At 42.6% G+C, this 24755-nt stretch carries 23 protein-coding genes and 2 tRNA genes; 14 read left to right on the top strand and 11 right to left on the bottom strand.

Annotation, left to right across the window (positions count from 1 at the left end; translation table 11 throughout):
* Positions 1-81 precede the first annotated feature (81 nt).
* On the top strand, positions 82-1122 hold the full coding sequence (locus ACKI39_RS00890) for an esterase/lipase family protein (RefSeq protein WP_407396723.1): 1041 nt from the start codon (positions 82-84) through the stop codon (positions 1120-1122).
* 223 nt (positions 1123-1345) lie between these two features.
* Here ACKI39_RS00890 and ACKI39_RS00895 read toward each other — a convergent pair.
* The 3 genes from ACKI39_RS00895 to ACKI39_RS00905 form a co-directional block, all read right to left on the bottom strand.
* Positions 1346-1418 (bottom strand) — tRNA-Glu (locus ACKI39_RS00895).
* Between the two features lie 37 nt (positions 1419-1455).
* A tRNA-Gln gene (locus tag ACKI39_RS00900) sits at positions 1456-1526 on the bottom strand.
* A 66-nt stretch (positions 1527-1592) separates the two neighbouring features.
* Positions 1593-2417, bottom strand: a complete 825-nt coding sequence (locus tag ACKI39_RS00905) for a cytidylate kinase-like family protein (RefSeq protein ID WP_407396725.1) — start codon at positions 2415-2417, stop codon at positions 1593-1595.
* Positions 2418-2497: 80 nt separating this feature from the next.
* On the opposite strand from ACKI39_RS00905, the gene ACKI39_RS00910 reads away from it, so the two are divergent.
* From ACKI39_RS00910 to lon, 5 genes are all read left to right on the top strand, one after another.
* Entirely contained in the window at positions 2498-3061 is a 564-nt protein-coding gene (locus ACKI39_RS00910; protein WP_407396727.1) for a chromate transporter, read from the top strand.
* On the top strand, positions 3058-3630 hold the full coding sequence (locus ACKI39_RS00915; RefSeq protein WP_407396729.1) for a chromate transporter: 573 nt from the start codon (positions 3058-3060) through the stop codon (positions 3628-3630). Before ACKI39_RS00910 ends, ACKI39_RS00915 begins: the two co-directional genes overlap by 4 nt.
* A gap of 84 nt (positions 3631-3714) precedes the next feature.
* Positions 3715-4623 carry a nucleotidyltransferase family protein gene (locus tag ACKI39_RS00920; RefSeq protein ID WP_407396731.1) on the top strand — a complete coding sequence of 303 codons (909 nt, stop codon included), beginning with the start codon at positions 3715-3717 and terminating at the stop codon, positions 4621-4623.
* The gene (locus ACKI39_RS00925) at positions 4623-5396 is read left to right on the top strand and encodes a type I phosphomannose isomerase catalytic subunit (protein ID WP_407396733.1); all 774 of its coding nucleotides are present in this window, start codon (positions 4623-4625) and stop codon (positions 5394-5396) included. Before ACKI39_RS00920 ends, ACKI39_RS00925 begins: the two co-directional genes overlap by 1 nt.
* Before the next feature lie 37 nt (positions 5397-5433).
* The gene (gene lon / locus ACKI39_RS00930; protein WP_407397014.1) at positions 5434-7833 is read left to right on the top strand and encodes an endopeptidase La; all 2400 of its coding nucleotides are present in this window, start codon (positions 5434-5436) and stop codon (positions 7831-7833) included.
* 60 nt (positions 7834-7893) lie between these two features.
* Here lon and ACKI39_RS00935 read toward each other — a convergent pair whose 3' ends face one another.
* From ACKI39_RS00935 to ACKI39_RS00945, 3 genes are all read right to left on the bottom strand, one after another.
* Positions 7894-10887, bottom strand: a complete 2994-nt coding sequence (locus ACKI39_RS00935; RefSeq protein WP_407396735.1) for an efflux RND transporter permease subunit — start codon at positions 10885-10887, stop codon at positions 7894-7896.
* A 35-nt stretch (positions 10888-10922) separates the two neighbouring features.
* On the bottom strand, positions 10923-12497 hold the full coding sequence (locus ACKI39_RS00940; RefSeq protein ID WP_407396737.1) for a hypothetical protein: 1575 nt from the start codon (positions 12495-12497) through the stop codon (positions 10923-10925).
* Positions 12498-12577: 80 nt separating this feature from the next.
* Positions 12578-13387 carry an outer membrane lipoprotein-sorting protein gene (locus tag ACKI39_RS00945; protein ID WP_407396739.1) on the bottom strand — a complete coding sequence of 270 codons (810 nt, stop codon included), beginning with the start codon at positions 13385-13387 and terminating at the stop codon, positions 12578-12580.
* Between the two features lie 224 nt (positions 13388-13611).
* Here ACKI39_RS00945 and ACKI39_RS00950 point away from each other — a divergent pair, with 224 nt between their 5' ends.
* Positions 13612-13959, top strand: a complete 348-nt coding sequence (locus ACKI39_RS00950; RefSeq protein WP_407396741.1) for an ArsR/SmtB family transcription factor — start codon at positions 13612-13614, stop codon at positions 13957-13959.
* Between the two features lie 97 nt (positions 13960-14056).
* On the opposite strand, the gene deoC is transcribed toward ACKI39_RS00950, so the two are convergent.
* The 4 genes from deoC to ACKI39_RS00970 all read right to left on the bottom strand — a co-directional run bounded on the left by deoC (position 14057) and on the right by ACKI39_RS00970 (position 19479).
* A complete protein-coding gene (deoC, locus tag ACKI39_RS00955) occupies positions 14057-14752 on the bottom strand; it encodes a deoxyribose-phosphate aldolase (RefSeq protein WP_407396743.1) in 696 nt (231 codons plus the stop codon).
* On the bottom strand, positions 14749-15687 hold the full coding sequence (locus tag ACKI39_RS00960) for an MBL fold metallo-hydrolase (protein ID WP_407396745.1): 939 nt from the start codon (positions 15685-15687) through the stop codon (positions 14749-14751). The genes deoC and ACKI39_RS00960 overlap by 4 nt, the downstream gene beginning before the upstream one ends.
* Before the next feature lie 83 nt (positions 15688-15770).
* Positions 15771-18482, bottom strand: coding sequence for a transcription elongation factor GreA (gene greA, locus ACKI39_RS00965; protein WP_407396747.1), 2712 nt, complete (start codon positions 18480-18482; stop codon positions 15771-15773).
* Between the two features lie 67 nt (positions 18483-18549).
* On the bottom strand, positions 18550-19479 hold the full coding sequence (locus ACKI39_RS00970) for a tetratricopeptide repeat protein (RefSeq protein WP_407396749.1): 930 nt from the start codon (positions 19477-19479) through the stop codon (positions 18550-18552).
* Between the two features lie 270 nt (positions 19480-19749).
* Between ACKI39_RS00970 and rplU the strand changes: the two genes are divergently transcribed.
* The 7 genes from rplU to rsfS all read left to right on the top strand — a co-directional run bounded on the left by rplU (position 19750) and on the right by rsfS (position 24180).
* Positions 19750-20064, top strand: coding sequence for a 50S ribosomal protein L21 (gene rplU / locus ACKI39_RS00975; RefSeq protein WP_407396751.1), 315 nt, complete (start codon positions 19750-19752; stop codon positions 20062-20064).
* 16 nt (positions 20065-20080) lie between these two features.
* Positions 20081-20416 carry a ribosomal-processing cysteine protease Prp gene (locus ACKI39_RS00980; RefSeq protein WP_407396753.1) on the top strand — a complete coding sequence of 112 codons (336 nt, stop codon included), beginning with the start codon at positions 20081-20083 and terminating at the stop codon, positions 20414-20416.
* Positions 20417-20445: 29 nt separating this feature from the next.
* Positions 20446-20709, top strand: coding sequence for a 50S ribosomal protein L27 (rpmA, locus tag ACKI39_RS00985; RefSeq protein WP_407396755.1), 264 nt, complete (start codon positions 20446-20448; stop codon positions 20707-20709).
* A gap of 99 nt (positions 20710-20808) precedes the next feature.
* Positions 20809-21933, top strand: a complete 1125-nt coding sequence (gene obgE / locus ACKI39_RS00990) for a GTPase ObgE (RefSeq protein ID WP_407396757.1) — start codon at positions 20809-20811, stop codon at positions 21931-21933.
* Positions 21934-22020: 87 nt separating this feature from the next.
* Positions 22021-22602, top strand: a complete 582-nt coding sequence (gene yqeK / locus ACKI39_RS00995; protein ID WP_407396759.1) for a bis(5'-nucleosyl)-tetraphosphatase (symmetrical) YqeK — start codon at positions 22021-22023, stop codon at positions 22600-22602.
* Positions 22599-23786: an LCP family protein gene (locus ACKI39_RS01000; protein WP_407396761.1), complete on the top strand. Its 1188-nt coding sequence runs from the start codon at positions 22599-22601 to the stop codon at positions 23784-23786. The genes yqeK and ACKI39_RS01000 overlap by 4 nt, the downstream gene beginning before the upstream one ends.
* A 43-nt stretch (positions 23787-23829) precedes the next feature.
* Positions 23830-24180: a ribosome silencing factor gene (rsfS, locus tag ACKI39_RS01005; RefSeq protein WP_407396763.1), complete on the top strand. Its 351-nt coding sequence runs from the start codon at positions 23830-23832 to the stop codon at positions 24178-24180.
* A 146-nt stretch (positions 24181-24326) separates the two neighbouring features.
* Here rsfS and ACKI39_RS01010 read toward each other — a convergent pair whose 3' ends face one another.
* Complete coding sequence (locus tag ACKI39_RS01010) at positions 24327-24632, bottom strand: hypothetical protein (RefSeq protein WP_407396765.1); 306 nt, start codon at positions 24630-24632, stop codon at positions 24327-24329.
* Positions 24633-24755 lie beyond the last annotated feature (123 nt).

Below are 24755 nucleotides of genomic sequence, written 5' to 3' on the forward strand. Positions count from 1 at the left end.
TGGACTTTCTGCGGATTTAATTTCTTTACTTTCATTTTTGGAGTTGAAGTTCGCCGCCGTTTTAAGATTCCCTTTGCAGTAATGAATTTTCTCCTTGTCTTGTTTATATTGTTTTTATGCATCATAAAGTCAGAGGATTTTGAAATACCGAAATTCATAGTCCCATTATGTTCCGGTTTAATTGGTGCTTTCTATCTTTTGCTTATTGTTTTATTTTTAGGAAACTATTTTAGTCCCGTTGCCAGGGAATTGAAAAATGTCTTTAAGCCTGATCCATCTCTTGAGATTGAAAAATCAGATTGTGCTACAAAATATCCTGTGCTGCTGGTACATGGAACAGGATTCAGGGATAGAATTTTAGCAAACTATTGGAGCATAATCCCGTACCTTCTGCGAGAACATGGCGCAAAGGTCTATTACAGCAGACACGATGCCTGGGCTAATATTGAAACTTCTGCCGCCCAGATTGTTTCAGGGCTTGAAAAGGCTCTTGCAGATAGTGGGGCAGAAAAGGTGAATGTGATAGCGCACTCCAAGGGTGGTATTGATGTCAGGTATGCCATTTCAGAATTGGGAATTAAAGATAAGGTAGCGTCTTTTACCATGATAAGTTCTCCGAATTATGGCTCTAAAACTATCGATCGCGTTTATGAAGTTTTAGGAGAAGGAATATTTAAATTTGCTGCAGTTTTTGTTGATCTGTGGTTTAGGCTACTGGGAGACAAAAAGCCTGATTTCTATGGAACTACTTCTCAATTCCGTTTTTCATACATGAAAGAATTCAATATGAAGTATCCCAATGATGATTCAATTTATACACAGTCCTTTGCTGGCATAATGAAAAACCCATTCAGTGATTTTTCCATGTTCATGCTCAATTTTATTGTTTCTCTTAGCGAAGGAAAAAATGATGGACTTGTATGTGAAGATTCCGCAAAATGGGGGAATTATAGAGGAACCCTAGAGGCAAGATCCTTGATTGGAATTTCCCATGCCCATGAGGTGGATGCTTATAGAACAAATCCTATGCTTAAAGAGCATCCAGGACTTCCAGCAGGAACAAAGACAATCCGTGATTTTTATGTAGGACTTGTAAAAGAACTTAAAGTAAAAGGATTGTAATATTCTTTTCACCTGTCGGCTTTTCGCAGCACCTGCTGCGCGCTCACTTCGCGGTTCGTGGAAACAATCTGTCGATTGTTTCTACAAGTTTACTCTGTAAACTTGCCGTTTGCTAAACTGGGACTTTTTATGTTTTTTTTCGAAGAAAAAAATGGCGCGGACTGCGCCAAAGAAAAAGTCTGGAAATAAAAAAGGTCTTCAGAAAGAAGACCTTTTTTATGACTAGCTCCTACGGGAGTCGAACCCGTCTTTCGACCTTGAGAGGGTCACGAACTAAACCGATATTCGAAGGAGCCGTAAAAAAAAGCTGACTTTTTACGGTCAGCTTTAGGATTCCCCAAGGAGGATTCGAACCCCCACAATCAGAACCAGAATCTGAAGTGCTACCATTACACAATCGGGGAATGTGATAATTAGATACTATAAAATTATGGCTTTGTTGTCAATAGCAAAAATCGAAAATATTAAAATTATTTTCTTACGGTCCTAAGATCCTGCACGCAGCGAATTTCTGAGGTCACGTTCAGGTCTGGATATTCAAGCTTTATGAGATCCAATGCCCTGTCTACCTGAGCGCTGGACTCTGCAAGTCCCGTGAGCACCAAATCCTTTTTTTCGCCCTTTATGTTCAGGTCCGTGATAGGAAGCTTCTTTTCGATTATAAGCATGTTGATGATTTTCTGATGGGTATGCAGTTCGTGGATTTTTCTGATTCCTTTAAGGTTCAGCTCCTCTGTTTCATAGCTTTTGATCATTGAAGAAAGCATGTCTCCAATCTGATTGATCTTGTTCTCGCTGGTTGTGATGGTAAGATTGTAGTTGTTGGGATCGTTTACATCGCATTTAAAGTAGTCCTTGTAGTAATCCTTTCTTCTTGTATCTGCCTTGATTATGGAAACTCCCGCGTGATGGATGTTTATGTTCCTTTCCTTGCTTATTTTCTGTGCCCTTTGCTCCATAGGGGAAGTAAAGTTGAATGAAACATGGTTTGGCACATCGCTGAGAATTTTCCATGCGCCCTTTCCGATGAAGATGCAGTTGTCTTTTTCTGCAAAGCTAAGAATGGCAAGCTTAAGGTAGTTGAAATATAGTTCCCTTTCCTTTGTGATGGAATGCCAGAAAAGAGGTCTTTTTTCATTGAATTTAGAAAGCTTTTCCTCGGGAAATCCGTAATGAACAATCTTTGCTTCAACGTCAGTTCCTGTGATCAGTCTGTAGCCAAGATTGTGTGCGATGCGTTCTGCTATTTCATTTCCTGATGAAGCTATTCCTCGTGATATAGAAATTATTGCCATGGTTTTCCCTCCATAAAATGGTCTCATCAAATTATACCACAAAAATTGAATTTTCAATAAATAAGTGGTAATTTTTTAACATGGATTTGATAAAAAAACTCATCACCTTATATGTGACTTTCTTTAAGATTGGCTCCATAACTTTTGGCGGCGGACTTACCATGCTTCCCATCCTTGAAAGGGAACTCATAGACAATAAGAAATGGACCACAAGCGAAGAGCTTCTTGACTACTATGCCATAGCTCAGTCCACTCCTGGCATCATTGCCGTCAATGTTTCAACCTTTGTCGGCCATAAGATTTCAGGCATTCCAGGAGCGGTTGCTGCTACCTTGGGAATGGTGTCTCCTTCTATCATTATCATAGTATGCATTGCAGAATTCATAGCAAGCTTTGATTCCATTCCTTGGGTAAGAAAGGCTATGAGAGGAATCAATGTTGGGGTTTCCGCCTTGCTCACTTATTCCGTCATAAACCTTTTCAAAAAGACCGTTAAAAAGTGGTGGAATCTTATCCTATATATTCTTGCTTTTGTTGCCGTCTATTTTTTCCATGTAAGAACGATATTTGTCATTCTTTCTGCTGCCGTTCTTGGAATCTTTATTCATGTTGTAGATGTTAAGAAAGGGGAGGCAGGAGAATGACATTGCTTCATCTTTTTTTCATATTCTTCTACATCGGTCTTTTTGCGGTCGGTGGAGGTCTTGTTGCGGCTACTTTCATGCAGCAGGAGCTTGTCGAGCATTACCATCTTATCACTGCAGAAAAATTCTACAGCATGCTTGCCATAAGCGAAAGTACACCAGGTCCCATTGGAATCAATATTGCAACTTATATAGGTACGGAGCTTTACGGACCTGTTGGAGGGATTGTTGCCACCATGGGAGAAGTTCTTCCGTCCCTTGTGGTGATAATTGTCATAGCAAGGTTTTTTGCCCACTTTCAGGACAAGCCCATGGTTAAGAGTGTTTTTTCAGTCTTGAGGCCTGTTACAAGCGGACTTGTTCTCATTGCCTTGGTCCAGGTCTTTGGTCTTGCCTTGCTTCATCTTGGTCTTGTGCCCCAGGTAAGGAATGTTGAAAGCCTTGGAGTCATCTTCAATTGGCCTGCAATGGTTGTCTATCTTATAAGCCTGATGGTTCTCTTCAGGACTAAAGTTCATCCAGTTGTGATTATCATTATCTGCGCTGGATTTGGTGTTCTTTTCCTCTAAGACTGGACTGATATTCTGTTACATTTTTTTTACAAAAATGTTATAATTTTAAGAGTATTATATTGAAAGTAAGGGGTTATGTTTATGAAACCAACATTGGTAGTACTTGCTGCTGGAATGGGAAGTCGTTACGGTGGTGTTAAACAGATAGACGCAGTAGGAAAGAACGGTGAATGCCTTCTTGATTTTTCAGCCTATGATGCACGCAAGGCAGGCTTTGGTAAGGTTGTCTTCATCATCCGTCCCGACATTGAGAAGGATTTCAGGGAGCGTCTTTTTGACCGTGTCGCCGCAAACATGGATGCAGAATATGTTTTCCAGACAAAGGAAAGACTTTTGACAGAAGAGGAGCTTGCCCGTGGTGCAGAACGTACAAAACCTTGGGGAACACTCCATGCCGTTCTATGCGCAGAAGAAGCAATAAAGACTCCTTTTGCAGTAATAAACAGCGATGATTATTACGGAGCTGAGGCTTTTGAAATCCTTGGAAAGCATCTTTCTTCCATTCCTGCAGACTCCACAGAACACGCCATGGTTGGCTATGTCCTTGGAAATACCATGAGCAAGAGCGGTTCCGTTAGCCGTGGAATCTGTACTGTAAAGGACGGATACATGGACTCAATCGTTGAGAACACAAAAATCTACTATGAAGATGACGGCATAGTTACTGAACTTAATGGAGAAAAGAAAAATCTTACTGGTAAAGAGTGGGTAAGCATGAACTTCTTTGGATTCAGCCTCAAGGCATTTGAAAGATTCCACAAGTACTGGGACAGCTTTAAGGCAACTTCCCTTGACCAGCCAAAGACAGAAGCTCTTCTTCCTGTTGCCGCAAGCGACATCGCCAAGAACAGCGAAGGATGCATCAAGTTTTATACTTCAACTGAAAACTGGTTCGGAATGACATATCCTGAGGACCGTGAAATCGTTAAGAAGGAAATCGCTGCTAAGATTGCAAGTGGGTATTACCCCGAAAAGCTTTGGGAAAAGTAATGATAAAACTTGATACGATTCGCTCTGACAAGATCTGGGGCTATGAAAACTGGATTGCTTCAACTCATCCAAATGGAATGCAGAAGGAATTCTATGACTTTGCAGGCGGAGACTATCCTCTGCTTGTAAAGGTGATTCAGGCAGATGACACTTTGAGCGTTCAGGTTCATCCTAACGACGAGGTTGCTGAACGGCTTGAAAATTGTCGTGGAAAGACTGAATGCTGGTATGTTCTTTCTGCCAGAAAAGGTGCACAGCTTGTTTATGGTCTTGATGATGTCTACAGCCCTGATGAGCTTAGAAAGGCAATTGAAGATGAAAATCTTGAGGACATGCTTTTCTATGCTGATGTCCACGCAGGGGATTTCATATATATTCCTGCAGGAACTGTCCATGCCATAGGTGGGGGGCTTCGTCTGCTTGAGGTTCAGCAGTCAAGTGATATAACCTACCGTCTTTATGACTGGGGGCGTGGTAGGGAATGCCATGTAGAAAAAGGAATTGCCTGTATCGATGAGAGCGGAATTCAAGACATAGCTCCTTTTGATGGAAATTTTGAGTGTGAATATTTCAGCCTTGAAAAAATTTCCTGCGAAGGAAGCTATGAGTCATCGGTCGACGGTGCTGATGCGGTGCTATATTTTGTCCTTGATGGTTCTGGAAAAATCAACGGATATGATGCTGAAAAAGAAGACATTTTTGCTTTCAAGAAAGGTGAGGTTTTAAAAGCTGAAGGAAGCATCATCTTGATGAAAATTCTTCCTAATTTGTAAATTTGAATTTTTTTTATTATATTTATGTTATATGAAAATACCTAATAAAGAAGACATTTTGGGCGGACTCCCGATTGAAAAGCCGCTCCCTGTAAAACTAAATATACTTCCCATCGGTGGAAGGCCTATTTTTCCTGGAATTTTTACTCCTCTCATGATAAATGCGGAGGAAGACATAAAGGTAATCGAGGATTCCATGAACGGTGACGGTTATGTCGGTATCGTCATGCTCAAGGAAGACAAGGATAATCCAACCTCTGTGGACCTTCATAATGTTGGAACCGTTGCACGCATCATCAAGAAAATCAATCTTCCTGATGGTGGAATGAATGTTTTTGTTTCTACATTGGAACGCTTCAAGATACGAAAGATTCTAAACACACAGAATCCTATTGCCGCTGCGGTTGAATATCTCGGCGATGTTGAGGATGACACCTTTGAGGTAAAGGCTTTGACCCGTGCCTTGATAAGTGAAATGAAGGAAATCAGTGAAAACAACCCTATGTTCAGTGAGGAAATGAGGCTGAACATGGTGAATATCGATCATCCTGGAAAAATCGCAGACTTTATAGTTTCTATTCTTAATATCGATAAACTTGAACAGCAGAAAATTCTTGAGATGTCAAACGTGCGCCAGAGAATGGAGCAGGTTCTTGTGTACATAAAGAAAGAACAGGAAATTTATAGGGTCCAAAAGAAAATTCAATCCGAGCTTAATGAAAAGGTTGAAAAGAATCAGCGTGAATATTTCCTCCGTGAAGAGCTGAAAAGCATTCAGGAAGAGCTTGGTATCAGCGGAAGTTCTAAGGAAACTGAATACCAGAAGTTCAAGGATAAGCTCGATTCCTTCAATCTTGATGGAGAAGCAAAGGAAACTGCCTACGGGGAGCTTTCAAAATTCCAGATGCTTGATCCTCATGACAGTGAGTACAACATCAGCCGCAACTATCTTGACATCCTTACTTCGTTGCCTTGGAACGATGTTTCCGTAGAGGACTATAGTCTTGACGGTGCTAGAAAGATCCTTGATGAAGACCACTATGGCCTTGATGACGTTAAAAAGCGTATTGTTGAATATCTTTCTGTTCGTCTTCTTAAGCACGACGGAAAGGGAAGTGTCCTTATACTTGTTGGACCACCAGGTGTCGGCAAGACTTCCGTAGGTCGCTCCATTGCCAATGCCATGAACAAAAAATTCTATCGCTTTAGTGTCGGCGGAGAACATGATGAAGGTAAGATCAAGGGATATAGAAGAACCTACATCGGTTCCATGCCTGGACAGATCATACAGGGCTTGAAGATAACCAAGTCAAAGTCGCCTGTTTTCATGATCGATGAAGTGGACAAGATGAATGCAAGCGCGCAAGGTGATCCAAGTGCCGCTTTGCTTGAGGTCCTTGACCCAGAGCAGAATGCGACATTCCGCGATACATACCTTGATGTGCCATTTGATCTCAGCAATGTTTTCTTCATTCTTACGGCAAATACCCTTGATACGATTCCAGGACCTTTGCTCGACCGTGCGGAAATCATTGAGCTTTCTGGATACATCGATCAGGAAAAGATTGAGATTGCCAAGAAGTACATTGTCCCAAAGAATCTTGTCAAGAACGGACTAAAAAAGAATCAGGTCAAATTCACCAAACAGGCGCTTGCACTCATAGCTACAGAATATGCCCGTGAGGCGGGTATGCGAAACTATGAAAAGTGTGTAGATAAGATCAACCGTAAGATCGTTACGGAACAGGTACAGGCTCTTGAAAGCAAAGGAAAATCTGGCGCTGATAAGATTTCCTCAAATATTTCAAAGAAGAATTTTTCTGTGGATGTTCCTGAAGTAAGGAAATATCTTGGAAAGGCTGTTTTTGATGAAAGCCAGATAAAGGTTGCAGATGTGCCAGGTACCGCAATCGGTCTTGCATGGACCAGCATGGGAGGCGATACTCTCCTTCTTGAGAGCATCGCCTTTAAGACTGACAAGGGGGGACTCCAGCTTACAGGTCAGATGGGCGATGTAATGAAGGAAAGTGCCCAGATTGCCATGAACTGGGTAAAGCAGCATGCCATTTCCAATGGAATCAAGGACAGCAAATGGTTTGATGAATATACGATTCATCTTCACATTCCTGAAGGTGCAACTCCAAAGGATGGACCAAGTGCCGGAATCACAATGGCAACAACCTTCATGTCTTTACTTACCGGTAAGAAAATAAAGGCAAACGTTGCCATGACCGGAGAACTTAGCCTTACAGGTCAGGTTCTTCCTATCGGTGGGCTTCGTGAAAAAACCGTTGCTGCAAAACGCAACAAGATCAAGACAATCCTGATTCCAAAAGCCAATGAAAGGGATCTTGAGGATATTCCTGAGCATGTAAAGAAGGGAATAAAGTTCATTCCTGTAAGCCATGTCATGGAAGTAATTGATAATGTTTTTTAACTGCTTGATTTAAAATAGGAAAGGGCTTCCGAGTAATCGGAAGCCCTTTTGTATTGGTTTTTATTCGTCTTTTTCTTCTGGTTTGATGAACTTAGGATCTGAAAGGTTCAGGATACCAGGAATGATTGTCATTGCAAGGAAGCTTGATGTAAACATAACGATTGCAACAAGAACACCAAGGTAGCGGAGGATGACGAATTTTGAAAGACAAAGGACAACGAATCCAAGACCTACTGCAAGGGCGTTTGTAACGATACCGTGACCGCTTTTCTTGAAGGTTTCCTTTGTTACTGCGACGATATCATCAGACTTGCTTCTTTCTTCCTTGTATGTCGAAAGGAAGTGGATTGTATAGTCAATGCCGACACCAACTGCAACGGAAGCGATGATGCTAGTAATGAGGTCTAGGTTGATTCCTGTGAATCCCATCATCATGTAGTTGAGAAGGATTGTAAATGCAAGTGGAATTGCACCAACAACGCCAGCCCATCCAGACTTGAATGAAATGGATATGATGATGAAAACTGAAAGAAGAGAAATCAGCAAGCTTGTAAGCTGGCTTGAAACAATCATGTCAGTCATTGTGTATTCCATTTCACCAGGACCAGTTGCCTTGAGTGTGTAGCCTTCTGGGAAGTTTTCCTTGGCATAGGCTTCGGCAGCCTTGATGATGTAACCTGTGTTTGTTGTGTTGTGGTTTCTGAGCTGACAGGTAATGCGCATTGACTTTGAACTTGTATTGCCGTCGGCAAATTCGTCGAGGGAACCACTCAAAAGGATGATGAGTCCGTTGATTACCTTCTTAAGGTCTTCGTGAGTCTTTACGCGGTATTTTTCTGCATCGTATGGAATTTCATAATATGCTTTTCCTGCAAAGTTAAGGTCCTTAAGGAGAATGTCGATGATTGCATCAACGCTTGCATTTTTTCCGCCGGCTTCCGAGTATGCCCTGTTGAAAGCATCGAGAACATCGTTTGCTGTGTATGTACCATTGAGCATCTGTGTGTACTTTTCATTTGGATGTGGAATTGATGTATCAATGAATTCATCTGTCGAAGTTGTTTCACCGAAATCTCCGAAATCACCAAAGTCCATGTCACCCAAATCTACATCGCCAAAGTCCATGTCGAATGATTCTGCCGAAGTTTCTGCATTTTCTGCAGGTGTTTCAGGAACATAGGTTGCTGGGTCATTGAATACCTGATTGATTCTCTTGACGAACGAAGTGAGAGAAACAATTTTTCCGATTTCAGGGAATTTCTTTTCAAGGTATTCTTCCATTCCGTCTACAGCTTTGAGAATGTCTGGATTTGAAATATCTCCTTTTTCTGGACCTTCAACAAGGAAGAATACGCTGTTTGTTCCAGCAAAAGAATTGTCTACATAATCGATGTCCTTTCTGAATTCGGAATCTTTAGGAAAGTAATTTATGAGTGCTGTATCAACCTTAAGTAGTTTTAATCCTGCAAAAGAAAGGATGATAATCAACAGTGATGTAAGGGTAAGTCTTGTGTGTGAGCCACAGAAAAATTTAAAGATAGAATAGAGTGTGTCTCCGTTTGCTTCATCTTCAGACTTGTTTCCACGGAGGTTTGAAAGGCGTTCAAGTTTTGCCTTAACTTTCTTTGTTGCCCGCTTAATGATCTTAAGGTCGCGCTTTTTTGAAATTGTTTTTGGATCCTTAAGAAGAAGAATTGCTGGTATGAATGTTACTGAAAGAATGAGGGAAATTCCAACACCTATGGCTGTAAAGATTGAGAAAGAATGTAGAGGCTGGAGAGGGCTTGTGATCAAAGAAATGAAACCGACTACAGTCGTAATTCCTGCAAGAAGAACTGCAGTCCATACTTCCTTAAGTCCGCGGAGAAGTGCTTCTTCATGCATCGCCTTTGTAATTTCACCTGTAAGTTTTTCCACTTCTACATAGTAGTGGGTAAGGACATGAATTCCGTATGCCGATCCGACTGCAATCAGTGCAACCGGAATGACGCTTGAAACGAGTGTGAATGTATATCCTAAAAGTCCCATGAGACCTACGGAAATTGAAGCTGACATGAGAACTGTAACCAATGGAAGGATAGTTCCTTCCAAAGTGTGGAAACTCAAATAGAGGGAAATGATTACGACAACTGCAACGAGAGGAATGAGGCCAACAAGGTCGCTCATCATGTATTCCTTTGAGTTCTTTGACTGAACAGGTTCACCTACAATTTTTACAAGAAGCTTTTTGCCTGCAGTTTCCTTTTCAACGATTTTTGTAACTTGCTTCAATACAAACTGCTGACGTGCAGAATCGTTTTTGGCACTGTTTGCGTTGTAGTATTCTTCTTCTGCCTTTTCAATTGCTTCTGCATCGTGAGTTTTTTTAGCAGCCTTAAGGGCTACCTTTGCTTCTGTAATTCTTGTGTTGATTGCAAGTTTTACAGTCTTCAGATTTGCCTTTGCTTCTGCAATTTTTTCCTTGTCTCCGCTTAACTTTGCTTCGTGAAGAAGGTTCTGTGCTTCAGTAAGCTGCATCTTTGTTTCGCCGTTTGGCTTGACTGTAATCTGCATCTGAGAACCGGTAAAGTCGTCGTTGAGGATTACGCGGTTGTACATGTCTTCCCAAGACTGAACCCTGAGCTTAAGGTTCTTGATTGATTCCTGTGTAAGAAGTCCGTCAGGCGTATTGAAGTCTTCTTCCGGAATGATGTTTGTTGCTGAAATCGATCCGTCCTGATTGCATACATAGTCGATGTTTGTAACTGACTTTACGTCTTCAATGTTGTCGATGAGCTTAACCTGTTCCGAGATCTTTCTGATTACATCAAGGTATTCAGGTGTAAGGATTGTTCCGTCCTTTGCATCGATTACTACGCCGATACTCAGCATTGAACCGAAAGTTTCTTCAGTTGCGTTCATGCGGTCGTAGGATTCATCCTTCTGAGGAAAGAACTGTCTAAGGGAGTTGTCCATCTGGAGTCTTGTGATGAAGAACCCGAAAAATCCAGTAAGAGCTACGCAAGTAATTATGATAGCCCATGGATGCTTGAAAAATTTCTTAAGAAGATTCATTTTCTTTTCCTTCTATATTTTTTGTTTCTGAACTATTAGAATTTGCACTTTACGCCAACACCAATGTAGCTGTTGTTGAAGTTTCCGTCACCTTTGCCTGACCATTCTGCAAATTCGCTGTTTTCATCCTTTGCGTACATCAAAAGGCCGCTTACTGTAAATGTAATGTCCTGGTTTGGCTTGAAATTTACCTTTGGCATTACGGCAAGGTCGCCTCTTTCTATGCTCCAGAGGGCAGTAACTTCAGGTTCAATCTTTCCGTTCTTCCAGCTGTCTGTAATGTTGATTACAAGGTGGTTTGTCGTGTACCTGTCCTTTGCATCGTAGTCAACGTCATAACTGAGGGCTGAAGCATAAGGTGCTCCGAGTACTTCCTTGATTCCGTCTCCGTTCTTAACCTTGTCTTTATTAAGAATGTATGTACCTGTTTCCTGGATGTTTACGTTTATGTTGCTGATTGGAAGGTCAATGTCAAATCCACCAAGCCACTGGATGCTGTTGTTGTGTACCCAAGGGTTTGTTCCGTCTGTATCCGCTGTAAGGTTGTAACAGAGTTCTCCGCGAAGGTTGAGCTTCCAGAAAATCGTTGCGGCCTCAAGACCGAAGGTCTGCTTGCGGTCAAAGTCCAGTTCTGGAAGTACTGGTTTACCAGTCTTCTGACCAAGAATTGTCTTTTCTGAATTTACAGAAACCTGCTTGTAGTGACCGTAGTAGTAGCTTGCGCCAAGATCAAAATTTCCCACCGTTCCTGTAAGGCGGAGACCTGCCTGGTTGTATTTGAGGCTGTTTGTGTCAGGGTAGAGGGATGAAGGATTTGAAGACACTTTGCTTGCTTCTGAAAGGATTGACATCTGAGATGCGTATAGTTGAGCAGCTTTTGTAGGATCGGTTTCTGTTTTTGCTTCTAATCCTGCAGCTGCGTATTTTGCCCCATAAACACCTTCAACAATTCCCTTGAGATTTGCAACCTTTGCAGGTGTCCATCTTCCGTCCGTTGCAAAACGGTCTGCTTCCATTCCTGGTGTCCAGATTGCCTCAAGAACCATGTTGTTTCTAGGAAAGGCGTAGCTTGTCTTTAGCATTGGAACTGCAATTCTTCTGTCCTTATATAATGGAACGATAAAGTCTGAATAATCGTCTGCGTTGAAGTTGTCGATTACATGAAGGCGGTCTCCCTTTCCCCAGATGGTGCGCATCTTTCCAGCTTCAACTGTAAGGGCGCTGTCCATGAATATTCCACGGATGATTGCTTCGTCAAGAATATCTGCCTTATGGTTTTCGATGGTGTTTCTGTCAAACTTAAGGTTTACTTCTGCTTCTACTGTTGCACCAGAATACTTGAAGTTAAGCTTTGCATTAGGTTTGTTTGTCGTGTTGATGTCCTTGATGCCGTTTTCCCTATTGATTCCTTCTTTCGTTGAATCTGTATCAAGGTAACCGCGTGCTTCAATTCCTGCTTCTCCGCTGATGGAAACTGGAATTGAAACTCCAGAAGATGTTCCGCCACCAATGTCACCGAAATCACCAAAGTCATCAAAGTCCTGGGCAAAGGCTCCAAGACAGGTTAGGGCAGAAAGGGCTGCAATTGCAGTATATTTTGTAATCTTCATTTTGTATCCTCAAAAAATCGGACTGCCCGTAAGCAAGACAGTCCGTCAGTGTGATGTTTTTTTAGAGTCGGTTAATATTTTTATTTTCCAGTCTTCAAGAAGTTCTGTGTGAATACAGTCTTAGGGTTGATGTTCATTTTCTGCATGAGGGCAAGACCCTTGTTGTCAACTACAATTGCATTAACCTTAAGGGTTGTTGTGTGTCCTGTTGCAACGTTCTTGTATTCGTTTTCTGTTGGAATGTTGTATCCGTCTACATTCTTGATTGTCTTTACTGTAAGAACCTTTTCAAGCTTTCCTTTCTTGTCGTAAAGTTCTGTGTATACAGGGTACATTGTTTCTGTGTCAATCCAGAGGATTCTCTTTGAGTACTGGCTTGAAGCAATTGGTGTACACTCTACTACCTGGCAGTTGAATCCGTTCTTTGTCTCATCTCTGAGATACTGATGGTTGTCGTCAGAAACTTCACGGGTCTTAAGGTCTCCGTATGTAGCGTCTGTTCCAAGGAATGACTTTGAATCTTCGCTTGAGTTAACGCGGCGTGGTGAAGGGTCAGTTGCAAGGCGGACAAACTTTCCGTCTTCTGGACCGTTTTCAATCTGAAGGAAGCGAGTTCCTGCATAAGATGCTGGTTCAATGAAGTTCATTACAAGCTTTGTAATGTCTTTACCATTATCTGCCTTCTGCTGGTTTGATCCAAACTCCCAGAATACGCGGTGTTCGTCAACTGAACCGTTCTTTGAAACAAGGTTCATCTCTGCCTTTGCTACAGTATATTCAGGTTTCTTCACATCATGAACCTTTGTCATGATCTCTGTTCCCTTTGCATCTGCGAAAACTGCTGCAATTCCCATTGCCATTACTGCTGCAACTGCTGTAAGTCTTTTCATAATCCCATCCTCCACGATGTATAAAACTTCATTTGTTTTTTTGTTGATTGGTTTATATGTTCAAAAACTTAAACCATTTGATATTAATATAACGCAAAAAAAAATAATTTCAAGTAATTATAACAAAAAATTAGTAAAAAAGTTTAATCTTTTGAACCAATATTTGTTGACAGCCCTTTCTTTCCCATTTATATTCAAAATCAGAGGGGATAACTGGAGAATTTATGAAAATCACAGAAGAAGACCGTGCTTTGCTCCATGATATGTTTGGAAAATGTGGTCCGCTGTTCATTGCCTTGGGTGATGAAATCAGGCAGAAGCTTATTCTTGATATTCTTGATGCGGGAGAAAACGGCATAAATGTAATGACTTTGGCGGCTGGCTCTAAGCTGTCCCGTCCTGCAATCTCTCACCATCTTAAGATCCTTAAGGATTCTGGTGTTGTAACCTGTGAAAAACAGGGAACTCAGGCATTCTATCGGCTTGCAGTACATAAAAAGTTTGCGGAAGTAGAAAGCCTCATCCATTCAACGATCAGGATAATCGATCAGGTCAACAGCATGGAAGGTTGAAGTTCCAAGTCTGGTGGATGACATGTCCTCGACGACAATAAAAAAGCCCCTTCACTGAAAAACGGAGAAGGGGCATCGTTTTGAATGTCTATGAACCTTATTCAGCCTGGCTTACGATTTCGATTCCAGCGCTGGCTCCGATTCTTGTGGCACCTGCGTTGATCATTGCTATGGCTTCTTCGTAGCTGTGGATTCCGCCTGAAGCCTTTACGCCCATTTCAGGACCGACGGTCTTGCGCATGAGTTCAACGGCGTGTACTGTTGCTCCGTTTGGCTTTGTGCTGTAGAAGCCAGTAGAAGTCTTTACGAAGTCAAAGCCTGCTTCCTTTGCGCACTTGCAGCTTTCCACGATTTCTTCGTCCGTAAGGCAGCAGGTTTCAAGAATGAGTTTTGTAAGGACTGTACCCGGTGTTTCGCGGAACATTGCGGCTTCCTTTACGCTCTTTGCTATGAAAGCAAGCTCAGCCTTAAGCTCTGTCCATTTATGTGCCTTAACGAGTCCAAGGCTGATTACAAAGTCAAGTTCATCAGCACCGTCATCAATTGCAATGTCTGCCTGTGTCTGCTTTGTTTCAAGTCCACCAGCTCCAAGAGGAAAGTCGATTACAGTGCAAACTTTTGTTGTGCTTCCTGCAAGAAGCTCCTTTGCTTTCTTGATGTATACAGGATTGATGCAAACGCTTGCAAATCCAAAGTCCTTTGCCTTGCTTACAAATGCAACAAGTTCTTCCTCTGTTGCCGTAGGTGCAAGCAATGTCTGGTCGATATAAGCTGCGATTTCATTTTTTTTCATTTCTTTATTCTCCATAAAAGTTTATTGTTTTCCATATAGTTTTCAATCTTTCCGTCTTCTTCAAGACTTGAGAGGTAGGATCTGACGGTGCATAGGATGAGATAGTAGTTGACGCTTTTAAGCTTCATTCCTGAATAGTTTGCGATTGCTTCGATCAAGGCGTCGTTTCCCATGTTTCCTTTTTCTATGAGCTTAAGAATCAAGTCCTCAAGCTCATATGTGATCATTATGTTGTATTCTGCGACACAGCCTGCCGTTTCCATTGTACAGATTTCACCGTGTCCTGGTATATAGTAGTCTGCGGAAGTTCTTTCGATTTTTTCAATGGAATTCCTGAATTCTTTGGGAGAGAGAATGAATGGAATCCATATTTTGGAAAGCATCTTCATGCCAAAGAAAGCATCCCCAAGGAAAAAGATTTTTTTATTCTCTTCCTTGTCATGCACTATGAAGCCCGTCATGCCTGGACAGTGCCCTGGAAGATCCATGGTTTTGATTATGAAGCCACCGATGTCTATTTCCTGATTGTCTGCAAGGATGATGTCCGTTTTTACAGGGGCTTCCATAAGGAATTCCTTTGCGGACATTTCCTTTCCTGGTTTAGATCCTGAATATATGTATCCGATGGCGTCTGGAACCTGGAGAAAGCAGGAGGTCGTTCTACCTGCATATAGGGTTGAACTGAAGGTTTCAAGAACAGGTGGAATTCCTCCTGTGTGGTCCGTGTGGGCATGGGTCAGGAAAATTCCTTCAACCTCTTTCCCTGGAAAAAGCTTTGCGAGTATGTCTAAAAGAGCCTTTCCAGTTTCAACGGTTCCTCCTGGATCCATAAGGTATAGGCCTTGAGGTGTGTTGATTATGCCTATGTTTGTGTGGTCACAGAGCACTCCGACGTTTTTGGTCACCTGCCTGTATTTCTCTATTGTTAAAGCCATTGTCCCCTCTGTCAATGTCAAAAAAAATGCCATTCCAAAAGCGTTTGCAGTCAGAATGGCATCGATTGTTTCAGTTCATAGGTTTACTTTGCTATGACGATTGCTTTTACTGTCATATCAAGCTGCTTGTCATTGATTGTAAACTTCTTGTTTTCTCCAGCCTTCATGTTGAGAAGCTCGTTGCCAAGTGGAGAAAGGTAAGAGATGATTCCTTCCTCGAAGTTTGACTCCCATGGACCAAGGATTGTGTATGTGATTTCCTTGTTTTCGATGTTGTCCTGAAGTGTAACTGTCGTGCCGAAAGAAACATAAGAGTTTGTTGCTGTCGATGGATCGAATACTGTTGCGCGGGCAAGTTCTTCCTTGAGCTTTGTAAGCTGCTGGTTAAGGAGGGCCTGAGCCTTTCTTGCTTCGATGTATTCAGCGTTTTCCTTAAGGTCTCCCTTTTCCTTTGCTTCTGCAACTTCCCCTGCGATCTTAGGAAGCTGAACCTTTTCGATGTCTTCTGCAAGAGCCTTCTTTTCTTCGAGCTTTGCTGCTGTAACGATGAGTGCGCTTGAAGTTTCCTGCTTTGTTTCTGCTTCCTGGAACTTGAAGTCAGGTACCTTGCTCAATATTCCGTTTCTAAGCTGAGCCTTGTAAGAAGGATCGAGGTTTGCAACGTCGTTGACGATGGTGTACATGCGGCTCATTGTTTCTGTTGAACCTGCAAGCATGTAGTTGAGCATTACGTTCTTTGTGTCGTCTCCGCACTTTCTTGCAAAGAGGAGGGTAGAAGCTGCCTTGATCGTCTTCTTGTTCTCTGTTGTGTTTACATGGTTGTCGATTTCCTTGTAACAGGTCGAGATGATGTTGACGAGGGTAACAAGCTGCTTTTCCTCTGGAATTTCTGCGGCCTTGAACCATTCTTCATTGAGACATTCGTCTATGAAGTATGTAACAGCGTTTCTGTTGGTGCGGTAATCATTGAAGCAGTCCTGAACGAGGCGAACTACCTTGTTCTGTCTGTCTGCCTGTACGATTTCCACAAGAAGCTTTTTGTCGAGTACGCTAGGGAAGAGACGGATGTATTCATCGTCCCACTTAACGAGCATCTTGATTTCGTTGAGGAATGCCTGCTTAAGGTGTGTGTTCTTTGTATCCTTGAGCCTTGTATACATCTCTGCAGGCTTTTCGATGTCTCCGTAAAGCTGTGCGAATGTGAATGTTGCAGGATTTTCGAACGCAGAGATTCTTCTCTTGATTTCTTCTACGACAAGGTATGATGCTACAGTCTGTTCGTTTACAGTTGTCGCAGACTTTATATAGCCTGCAAAGTATGTGTACATTTCTGTGAACTGTTCGTCTGTTGGATCGTCGTTTTCTTCAAGATAGCGTACCATGATGTCGATTCTCTTGAAGAAGTCTTTTTCTGCCTTGAATTCATTTGCAAGGCGTTCCTGCTTTGTCATTTCCTTGTCACGAACTGTGTATTCGTTGATGTTGTTTGGATTTACGCCAAAGATAGGCTTTGCAAGCTCCTTCTGTGCCTTTGCATGCCAGCTTGTCCACTTTGTCGGCTCAAGGATCGCAGGTACGATTTCTGCCTTGATGCGCTTTTCGTCACAGCTGTTGTTGAAACTTCTGATGATTGTCTTGAGTGCCCATTCAGGATCGTTCTTGATCTTTTCTGCAAGGTCAGCCTTCTTGATGGTCTTCTTATAGACCCAGATATGGTCTTCTGCCAATGGCTGGAGGCATTCTACCGCCATCTTGAGCTTCATTGACTTTGTGCCTGTCTTTTTTCCGAATGTGATTACAAGTTCATCCCCCTGCTGCTTCAGGATCTTTCCAGTACCCCATGTCCTGTGGTATACCCAGTGGCCTGCGGCAAAGGCGATGTGCTTTTCAAAGTCGTTGATGGCTTCGAATACATTGCGTACAGTGAGTGAAAGGTTTGATGAGCGGATGTATTCTTCAACATGAGAATTGTCTGCATACTTCTTGCGGTAGCATTCTGTAAGCTCACGGCGTGCTGTTGCGGCATCTTCCTTGCCTGCGATTTCAAGGATGATCTTGAGGAGCATGATTGCTGTGTCCCAGTTGGAAATTTCCCTGTAGTGTGTGCAGAGTTCCCCAAGGAGAGCAACTGACTTTTCCTTGCTGATTGTCTTTGCGATCTTACGCTGTATATGGAGGAAGAAATCGATGTCTTCCGGCTTGTTCTTTACAAGGATCGACCATACTGACTTGGCCATAGGGAGGTTCTTTGCTGCAACGTAGCGGAGGAGTGCCTTCTTGTAATAGTTGTTGGATGCTTCTGGGTTCTGCTGTGCCGCATAGTATTCTGCAAGGAACCTTGGAATCTCTGGGTCCTCAAAGTCAAGCTTGATGAGCTTTTCGTAGATTTCGCAAACCTTGTGGTTGTCGTTCTTGTTGAGTTCTGCGACCTTTCTGAGGGCAAGCTTGTTGTTTGGGTCCTTGTCGAGGATTGTGTTGCATACTTCTTCTATCAAATTTTCCTTGTGGTTGTTTTCAAAGATTTCAAAAAGAGAAGAAAGGGAAGTTGTGTCCACTGATCCAGTGCGGAGTGCGATCATTCCCGAGAAGAAAAGAGCAATGATACTGTCTTTAGAATGGATGAGCTGCTCGTCGCAGATTTCTTTGATGGCGTTTTCGCTGTTGTCTGCGTGTGCCTGTTCAAGGATGCTGAAAAGTTCAGCAAGGTTTGTGGTAGTAAAGTTAGCGATACCTGCGCGTGTCCAAGTTTCAGCCTTAAGCATCTCGCGGACTGAATTCTCAAGTGTTTCAGACATAGTCTTTGCTCCTAATATATTTTTGGGTCTCCCCATTTGTTTCCAAATAATGGTTCGTGGAACCTATCTATTTCACATAAAGCTTGTGGATCTCAGGATCAAGAAGCTTCAGCTTTAGAAGAATCTCCTTTATGTTTGAGACGCTGTCCTTTTCCAGGACATAATAGTCTATCAGCCAGAAGTAGAGGTTTATGAGGTGAGGCTTAAGGAAATCCTTGTTGCTGGATGAATCCTTCATCTCGCCTTCCTTGGAATAAATCTCCTGCTTGAGGCGCAAGACTTCCTGCGACTTGAGCTGTCTCTTTACATTGAAGATGCCCAATATCACACCGTATACAGGAATCCACTCTAAAAGAGCCTGTCCCGTGTGCCCCGCGTCTTCAACCTTTTCTATGAGAACCCTTATGAGTGGGGAATCAAGGAAAGTAAGGTCTATCTTGCGGGCATCCATATAGAATGCTTCCTTGAAAAGCATCTTTGCATTCTTTGTTTCACCATAGAACGCATAGCAGTCTGCCATCTCTGCGATAAGCTGGGCCTGTCCTGGAACCATTGCATTGGCTTCTGTAAGGAATCTCAGTCCCATTTCATAGGAACCCAGCTTCTTGTAGCAAAGTCCCGTCTTTCTGAGTATTTCGGACTTGAATTTAGGGTCCTTCTCGTCATTGGCCTTGCTGTAGACCTCAAGGGCCTTGGAAAAAATTCCTTTCTTGAAGGAATATATGATCTTGTCGCAGTCAGGTTCTGCAAATTCAAGTATCATCTGAAATTTCTTCCACTGGTTCAGGAGCCATTCACCCTGTTCAAAACAGGAGGTCTCTGAAAGGGAATCGTCTGTTTTTGCCCAGAAATCGCAGCATTTTATGGCGAACACAAGCCTTTTGTCTCCCAACTCACCAGGAAGTATGTCCTTCAGCAGCTCAAGAGGTTGTCTGAATGTGCAGGATTCGATGAGTTTAAGAGCCTCTTCAAGGGCCTTGTCCGACTGAATGCTCATAATATACTATTATATAAATATAAGAATTTATGTCAATATGTATGAAAAAAGGTCACCGTTTATAATGTATTTCATTTTAAGTGTCAAGTGGTTTATGAAAAAGAATTTTTAGGGAAGGAAGATCCAAGATGGAAAATATTTCAACAACTATACAGAATTTCACTATTTTTGACTTGACCTGTTGCCGTTAAATTTGTTAAAGTCGTATGCTATAGGAAACCTTCGGGGACCGCTACTCCTCGGGGTCAAAATTTATTTAGAGGTAAGAAAATGTACGCAATTGTTGAATTTAAAGGCAATCAGTACAAGGCAGAAAAGGACGCTGTCCTTGATGTAGCACATCTCGATGCTAAGGCAGGAGATACTGTTACAATTGACACTGTGCTTATGACAAGCGATGGTGCCAATGTTTCTGTTGGTACACCTTATGTTAAGGGTGCAAAAGTTGTTGTAGAAGTTGGCGAATCATTTAAGGATGACAAGGTGCTTGTTTTCAAGTACAAGTCAAAGAAAGATTATCACCGCTTCCATGGTCACCGCGAGCAGTATACTAAGGTTACTGTTAAGGATGTGGTTTTAGCATAATTGCCTAGGCAATCGTATGACAACCGTTGAATTGGTCTGTGACGGAGAAGGCTGTATCAGGCGCTGCTTGGCGAATGGTCATGCTGATTTCAGTCACAAGGGTGGTGACATAGTGTGTGCGGCAGAATCCATTCTGTTCAACACGATTCTGGAGCTGCTCATGGAGACCGACGGGGTTGTGCTCGAAACTGACAAATCTTCCCGCGGAAATCTCGCATTCAGTGTGGAAGAAAAAGGCTCTGGTAACACGGAGCGTTTAAGGTGCATGGCTGATGTTCTAAGGTGTGGGCTTAGGTCCATATCCGAACAATATCCTGAGCATGTGCTCCTGCGGGAAAAAACTGAATACTAGTCCGTTTTTAATAACGGCGGAGGATTAAAATGGGACGTACTAAAGGTGGAAGCGGTGCTAAGAACGGCCGCGATTCAAACCCTAAACACTTGGGCGTTAAAAGATTCAGTGGTGAAACTGTAACAGCTGGTTCTATCATCGTTAGACAGCGCGGTACACGTGTTCACCCGGGTGACAATGTTATGCGCGGTGGCGATGATACATTGTTTGCTACAGTTGACGGTGTTGTAAAGTTCGGCGAAAGAATGAACCGCAAGTTCGTTTCTGTTGAACCAACAACAGCTGCTAACTAAGTTTCTGATAACAGAACAACTGATGCCCGGCTTGACTTATCTCTTGCCGGGTCTTTTTTTTATAGGGTATGTTTCATACCCTTCGGGAAGGTTTTTTTTATGATTCAGTTTGCAGACGAAGCAACCATCAGAGTTCAGTCTGGAAAGGGCGGAAATGGATGTGCATCATTCCGCCGCGAAAAGTATATTCCAAACGGCGGTCCAAATGGTGGAGATGGCGGTCGTGGTGGAGATGTTATTTTCTGCGTAAAGAAAAATTTGAGGACTCTTGCTCATTTAAGGTTTCATCCTGTCCTCAAGGCACAGAATGGCAGTGACGGTCACAGCTGGGGAAAATACGGAAAGGACGGAGAGGACAAGGTCATTCCTGTACCTCCTGGAACTACTATCCGTGACAAGGAAACTGGCGAAATTATCATAGATTTTCCAACGGACAGTGAAGAACAGCAGTTTACTTTCTTGAAAGGCGGAAACGGAGGCTGGGGTAACATTCACTTCAAGTCAAGTACAAACCAGGCACCTCGCCGAGCAAACAAGGGGGAACCTGGAGAAGTTCGTGAGCTTCGCGTAGAACTTTCCGTAATGGCAGATGTTGGTCTCGTAGGATTCCCTAATGCTGGAAAATCAAGCCTTCTTGATCTTTTTACAAATGCAAGACCAAAAATTGCTCCATACCCGTTTACAACAAAGATTCCAAACCTTGGAGTCCTCCATGTTGATACGGATACAGATCTGATTATTGCGGATATTCCTGGAATTATCGAAGGTGCATCCGAAGGTGCGGGTCTTGGTATCAGGTTCCTCAAGCATATTTCCCGTACTGCCTGTCTTCTTTTCATGATTGACTGCAGCGACGACAATTATCTTGAAGCCTATGACCTTCTTCTTAAGGAGTTGGAAGGTTTTGGCGGTGATCTTACAAAGAAACCTCGCATCGTCCTTTGCAACAAGATCGATGTTGAAGGCGCTGATAAACGTGCTGAAGAAGTCGTTGCAAAACTTGCGGAGCGTGAACCTGAGGTAAAGGTAATTCCTGTTTCAGTAATGGCACGCAAGAATATGAATGAAGCTCGTCTTGCCATCGTTTCCCTCGTGGAGAAAATGAATGCTGAAAAGGATGCGGAAAAGAAGGTTGTTGAAGGAAAACCTGCCAAGAGTGATTTCATGGCTGGCCGTTCAGTAGACGATTCCATGGAAGTTCAGTTCCCTGGCAGTGAAGGCTGATTTTTCGTTGATGGTTCAATGCCTTGTTCCACAGATAGTTTTAAAGTATATTATTGATGGTAAGAGCCATAGGAAGCAGCGTAAATTATGGAAAGCATTGATGAACTTATAGAAAAAATCCGTCTGTATGCAAAGGAAGCGGAAAAGCCTAAGCGTTATGAGCACAGCCTTCGCGTTGCTGAGACTGCTGAATATATGTGCGGACTTTATGGGCTTGATAAAAAAAAAGGATACCTTGCTGGAATCGCCCATGACATCTGCAAGAATATTTCCGAGGAGGAAATGAAAGCTCTTGCAATTCAGGATGGGGGGGGCATTTCAGATGTGGAGAATCTAAAACCTTCGCTCCTTCATGGAAGAGCCGCTGCAGTTCTTCTAAAAGACAGATTTGGTGTTGAGGACGGGGATATCATTCAGTCTGTTGCCGTACATACCCTTGGTGGAATCGGAATCTGCGATTTGGCAAAAGTCATTTACTCCGCCGACAAGATCGAACCTGGCAGAGAGCAGTCTACCGATGAATATAGGGCAAGACTTTTTGCCATGTCGCTCAATGAATTAACTCTCAATGTGGTAGAGGAGAATATGGAGTACCTAAAGTCAAAAGGCAAGAAGATAGCACCTTCAAGCATAGACTTTCAGGAAAACCTTAGGAGTCAGATATCATGAACATGTCGCGCGATAAAAAGAGTGCAATTTTCCTCCTTGTAATTCTTGCCATCATTGTTGCCGTGTCACTTGTGATTGCCATGTCCCTGAGGGTCGATCCTATTCAGGAAACCATGAAAAATGATCCTGTCGTAAAGATTCTTTTTGTCCACACTGATGATGAGAAGAATGTCCTTGCAACCGATATTCTGCTTTACTGTCCAGGTTCAGATCAGGCTGTTTCCTTCAATATCCTTGGAAATACAGGTGCCATCTACAAGAGCATCAATCGTGTAGATAGGATCGATGCAGTATACAAGGAACTTGGAATGGAATCCTACAAGGGAGAAATAGAAAAGCTTGTCGGAAAGAAAATTCCTTTCAGTGTCGAATATACAATGAGTGACCTTGAATTCTTTGCTGATTATCTTGGTGGACTCAATGTTTTTGTTCCGATGCCAGTTGATGAGAATGGACCCAACGGAGAGAAATGGCTTTTGCCTAGCGGTGCCGTTTCTCTTGATGGTGATAAAATAAAGATATTTGAAACCTACAGACTTTCATCTGAATCTCAGGATGATGTTGATGACAGAAGACAGGCTGTCTTTACGGCTCTGCTTGCGGCTCTTCGAGACAACAAGAAATCTGTCTATAACGCAAGAATTTTCCCTGTGTTTGCAAAGCACTTCGTCACCAATATCGACTATCAGAATTTCTACCGTCTGATGATGCAGGTTTCTGATATTGATACGGAAAGAATCGTTACCCAGACGATAACTGGTTCAGCGCGTACCGTAGAAAGCGGACAGACTCTTTTGTTTCCACTTTATGATGGACAGCTGATCAAGGATGTCATGGATCAGTCCATCAGTTCCCTTGTTACAGGTGATTACGGCAACCAGAACAGAGCCTATGTTCTTTCCATCAAGAACGGTACATCGACTCAGGGACTTGCAAGGAACACTTCGTTCCTTATGCAGAGTGCGGGGTATGAGGTGCTTGAAACTTCAAATGCCCCTGCCACCGACAAGACGATCATTGTAAACCACATCGGTAACAGTGAGGCTGCAAAGGCTCTCGGTAAATTCATCCGATGCACGAATATCATCGATGCCGATGAGTCCGAATCAGGGTCAAGCGGTTCTGCTCAGGCCGACTTTACTCTTATCATTGGAAAGGACTTTGATGGACGTATCGTTCGCTAAGTCCATTGAAATATAATGCAGGGAATCACATAAGGAAAAAAATATGGAAAAGACAATCAAAGACATGGCACTTGAAATTGCCGCACTAATGGAAGATGGAAAGGGACAGGATGTAATGGTCCTTGATGTTTCAAAGCTTAACAGCTGGACTGACTTCTTTGTCATCGTGACTATTTCCAGCGGTCCACACTGGCAGGGACTTTACAAGACTGTCAAGGATTATGTAAAGGAAACAGACCTTGAAATCCATCAGACCCACAACAAGGCTCCACAGGGAAATGAATGGAATCTTATTGACCTTGGACCTATCGTCGTTCACCTTATGAGCGAGGAAGCTCGTGGTTTCTATGAGCTTGAAAAGCTTTGGCATGCAGGTGAAAAAATCAAAGGGTAAGCATTGACAGCTTGATGGATACAGGCTTTTTGTGCCTTGGCTCCAGAGTTTGTTTCAGCTTCTGAGGTAATAAAAAAAGACTGTCTGAAAACCAGGCAGTCTTTCTTGTTTTTTATTTGATTGCATCTGTCATTTCGACAGTATGATTACATGTCGTCGTCCATATCTGCAGGATCTGAGTCTTCCTCGATTTCGTCCTTGATTCCATAGAACTTATCGTAGTCAAATCCGTCCAATCTTCCGTCTTCTGCTTCACGGTCGTCGTAGTCATCTTCATCGATGTAGTCATCTTCTGCTTCGTTGTCTTCAAGGAAATCATCCTCAAAGTCATCGCCGTATTCATCTGAATCTTCTTCGTCTTCGAAGTCATCAAAGTCATCTTCCATTTCGTCAGAAAAATCATCTTCGAAACCGCTCATTGAAAACATGTCTACATCTTCATCGTCGAACATTAAGAACCTCTCTTGAATTGCTGGCTGATAAACTACCTCAGATAGATTAAAGAACAATATCCCTTTTGTCAATTGAGTCTTTGTGGGTTGTTCTGATAACGAAAATATATAATCACCTACTGG

The sequence above is a fragment of the Treponema sp. genome, assembly GCF_045641405.1.
Lineage (GTDB): Bacteria > Spirochaetota > Spirochaetia > Treponematales > Treponemataceae > Treponema_D.

Bases quoted from the DNA above. Each gene is read 5' to 3' on its own strand.
- greA (WP_407396747.1), bottom strand. From the start codon at position 18,482: ATGTCTGAAACACTTGAGAATTCAGTCCGCGAGATGCTTAAGGCTGAA.
- ACKI39_RS00920 (WP_407396731.1), top strand. From the start codon at position 3,715: ATGAAACCAACATTGGTAGTACTTGCTGCTGGAATGGGAAGTCGTTAC.
- ACKI39_RS00940 (WP_407396737.1), bottom strand. From the start codon at position 12,497: ATGAAGATTACAAAATATACTGCAATTGCAGCCCTTTCTGCCCTAACC.
- ACKI39_RS00910 (WP_407396727.1), top strand. From the start codon at position 2,498: ATGGATTTGATAAAAAAACTCATCACCTTATATGTGACTTTCTTTAAG.
- ACKI39_RS01000 (WP_407396761.1), top strand. From the start codon at position 22,599: ATGAACATGTCGCGCGATAAAAAGAGTGCAATTTTCCTCCTTGTAATT.
- ACKI39_RS00945 (WP_407396739.1), bottom strand. From the start codon at position 13,387: ATGAAAAGACTTACAGCAGTTGCAGCAGTAATGGCAATGGGAATTGCA.
- ACKI39_RS00950 (WP_407396741.1), top strand. From the start codon at position 13,612: ATGAAAATCACAGAAGAAGACCGTGCTTTGCTCCATGATATGTTTGGA.
- obgE (WP_407396757.1), top strand. From the start codon at position 20,809: ATGATTCAGTTTGCAGACGAAGCAACCATCAGAGTTCAGTCTGGAAAG.
- ACKI39_RS00905 (WP_407396725.1), bottom strand. From the start codon at position 2,417: ATGGCAATAATTTCTATATCACGAGGAATAGCTTCATCAGGAAATGAA.
- ACKI39_RS00915 (WP_407396729.1), top strand. From the start codon at position 3,058: ATGACATTGCTTCATCTTTTTTTCATATTCTTCTACATCGGTCTTTTT.
- ACKI39_RS00925 (WP_407396733.1), top strand. From the start codon at position 4,623: ATGATAAAACTTGATACGATTCGCTCTGACAAGATCTGGGGCTATGAA.
- ACKI39_RS00935 (WP_407396735.1), bottom strand. From the start codon at position 10,887: ATGAATCTTCTTAAGAAATTTTTCAAGCATCCATGGGCTATCATAATT.
- rpmA (WP_407396755.1), top strand. From the start codon at position 20,446: ATGGGACGTACTAAAGGTGGAAGCGGTGCTAAGAACGGCCGCGATTCA.
- yqeK (WP_407396759.1), top strand. From the start codon at position 22,021: ATGGAAAGCATTGATGAACTTATAGAAAAAATCCGTCTGTATGCAAAG.
- ACKI39_RS00890 (WP_407396723.1), top strand. From the start codon at position 82: ATGAATTTTCTCCTTGTCTTGTTTATATTGTTTTTATGCATCATAAAG.
- ACKI39_RS00970 (WP_407396749.1), bottom strand. From the start codon at position 19,479: ATGAGCATTCAGTCGGACAAGGCCCTTGAAGAGGCTCTTAAACTCATC.
- rplU (WP_407396751.1), top strand. From the start codon at position 19,750: ATGTACGCAATTGTTGAATTTAAAGGCAATCAGTACAAGGCAGAAAAG.
- rsfS (WP_407396763.1), top strand. From the start codon at position 23,830: ATGGAAAAGACAATCAAAGACATGGCACTTGAAATTGCCGCACTAATG.
- ACKI39_RS00960 (WP_407396745.1), bottom strand. From the start codon at position 15,687: ATGGCTTTAACAATAGAGAAATACAGGCAGGTGACCAAAAACGTCGGA.
- ACKI39_RS01010 (WP_407396765.1), bottom strand. From the start codon at position 24,632: ATGTTCGACGATGAAGATGTAGACATGTTTTCAATGAGCGGTTTCGAA.
- ACKI39_RS00980 (WP_407396753.1), top strand. From the start codon at position 20,081: ATGACAACCGTTGAATTGGTCTGTGACGGAGAAGGCTGTATCAGGCGC.
- deoC (WP_407396743.1), bottom strand. From the start codon at position 14,752: ATGAAAAAAAATGAAATCGCAGCTTATATCGACCAGACATTGCTTGCA.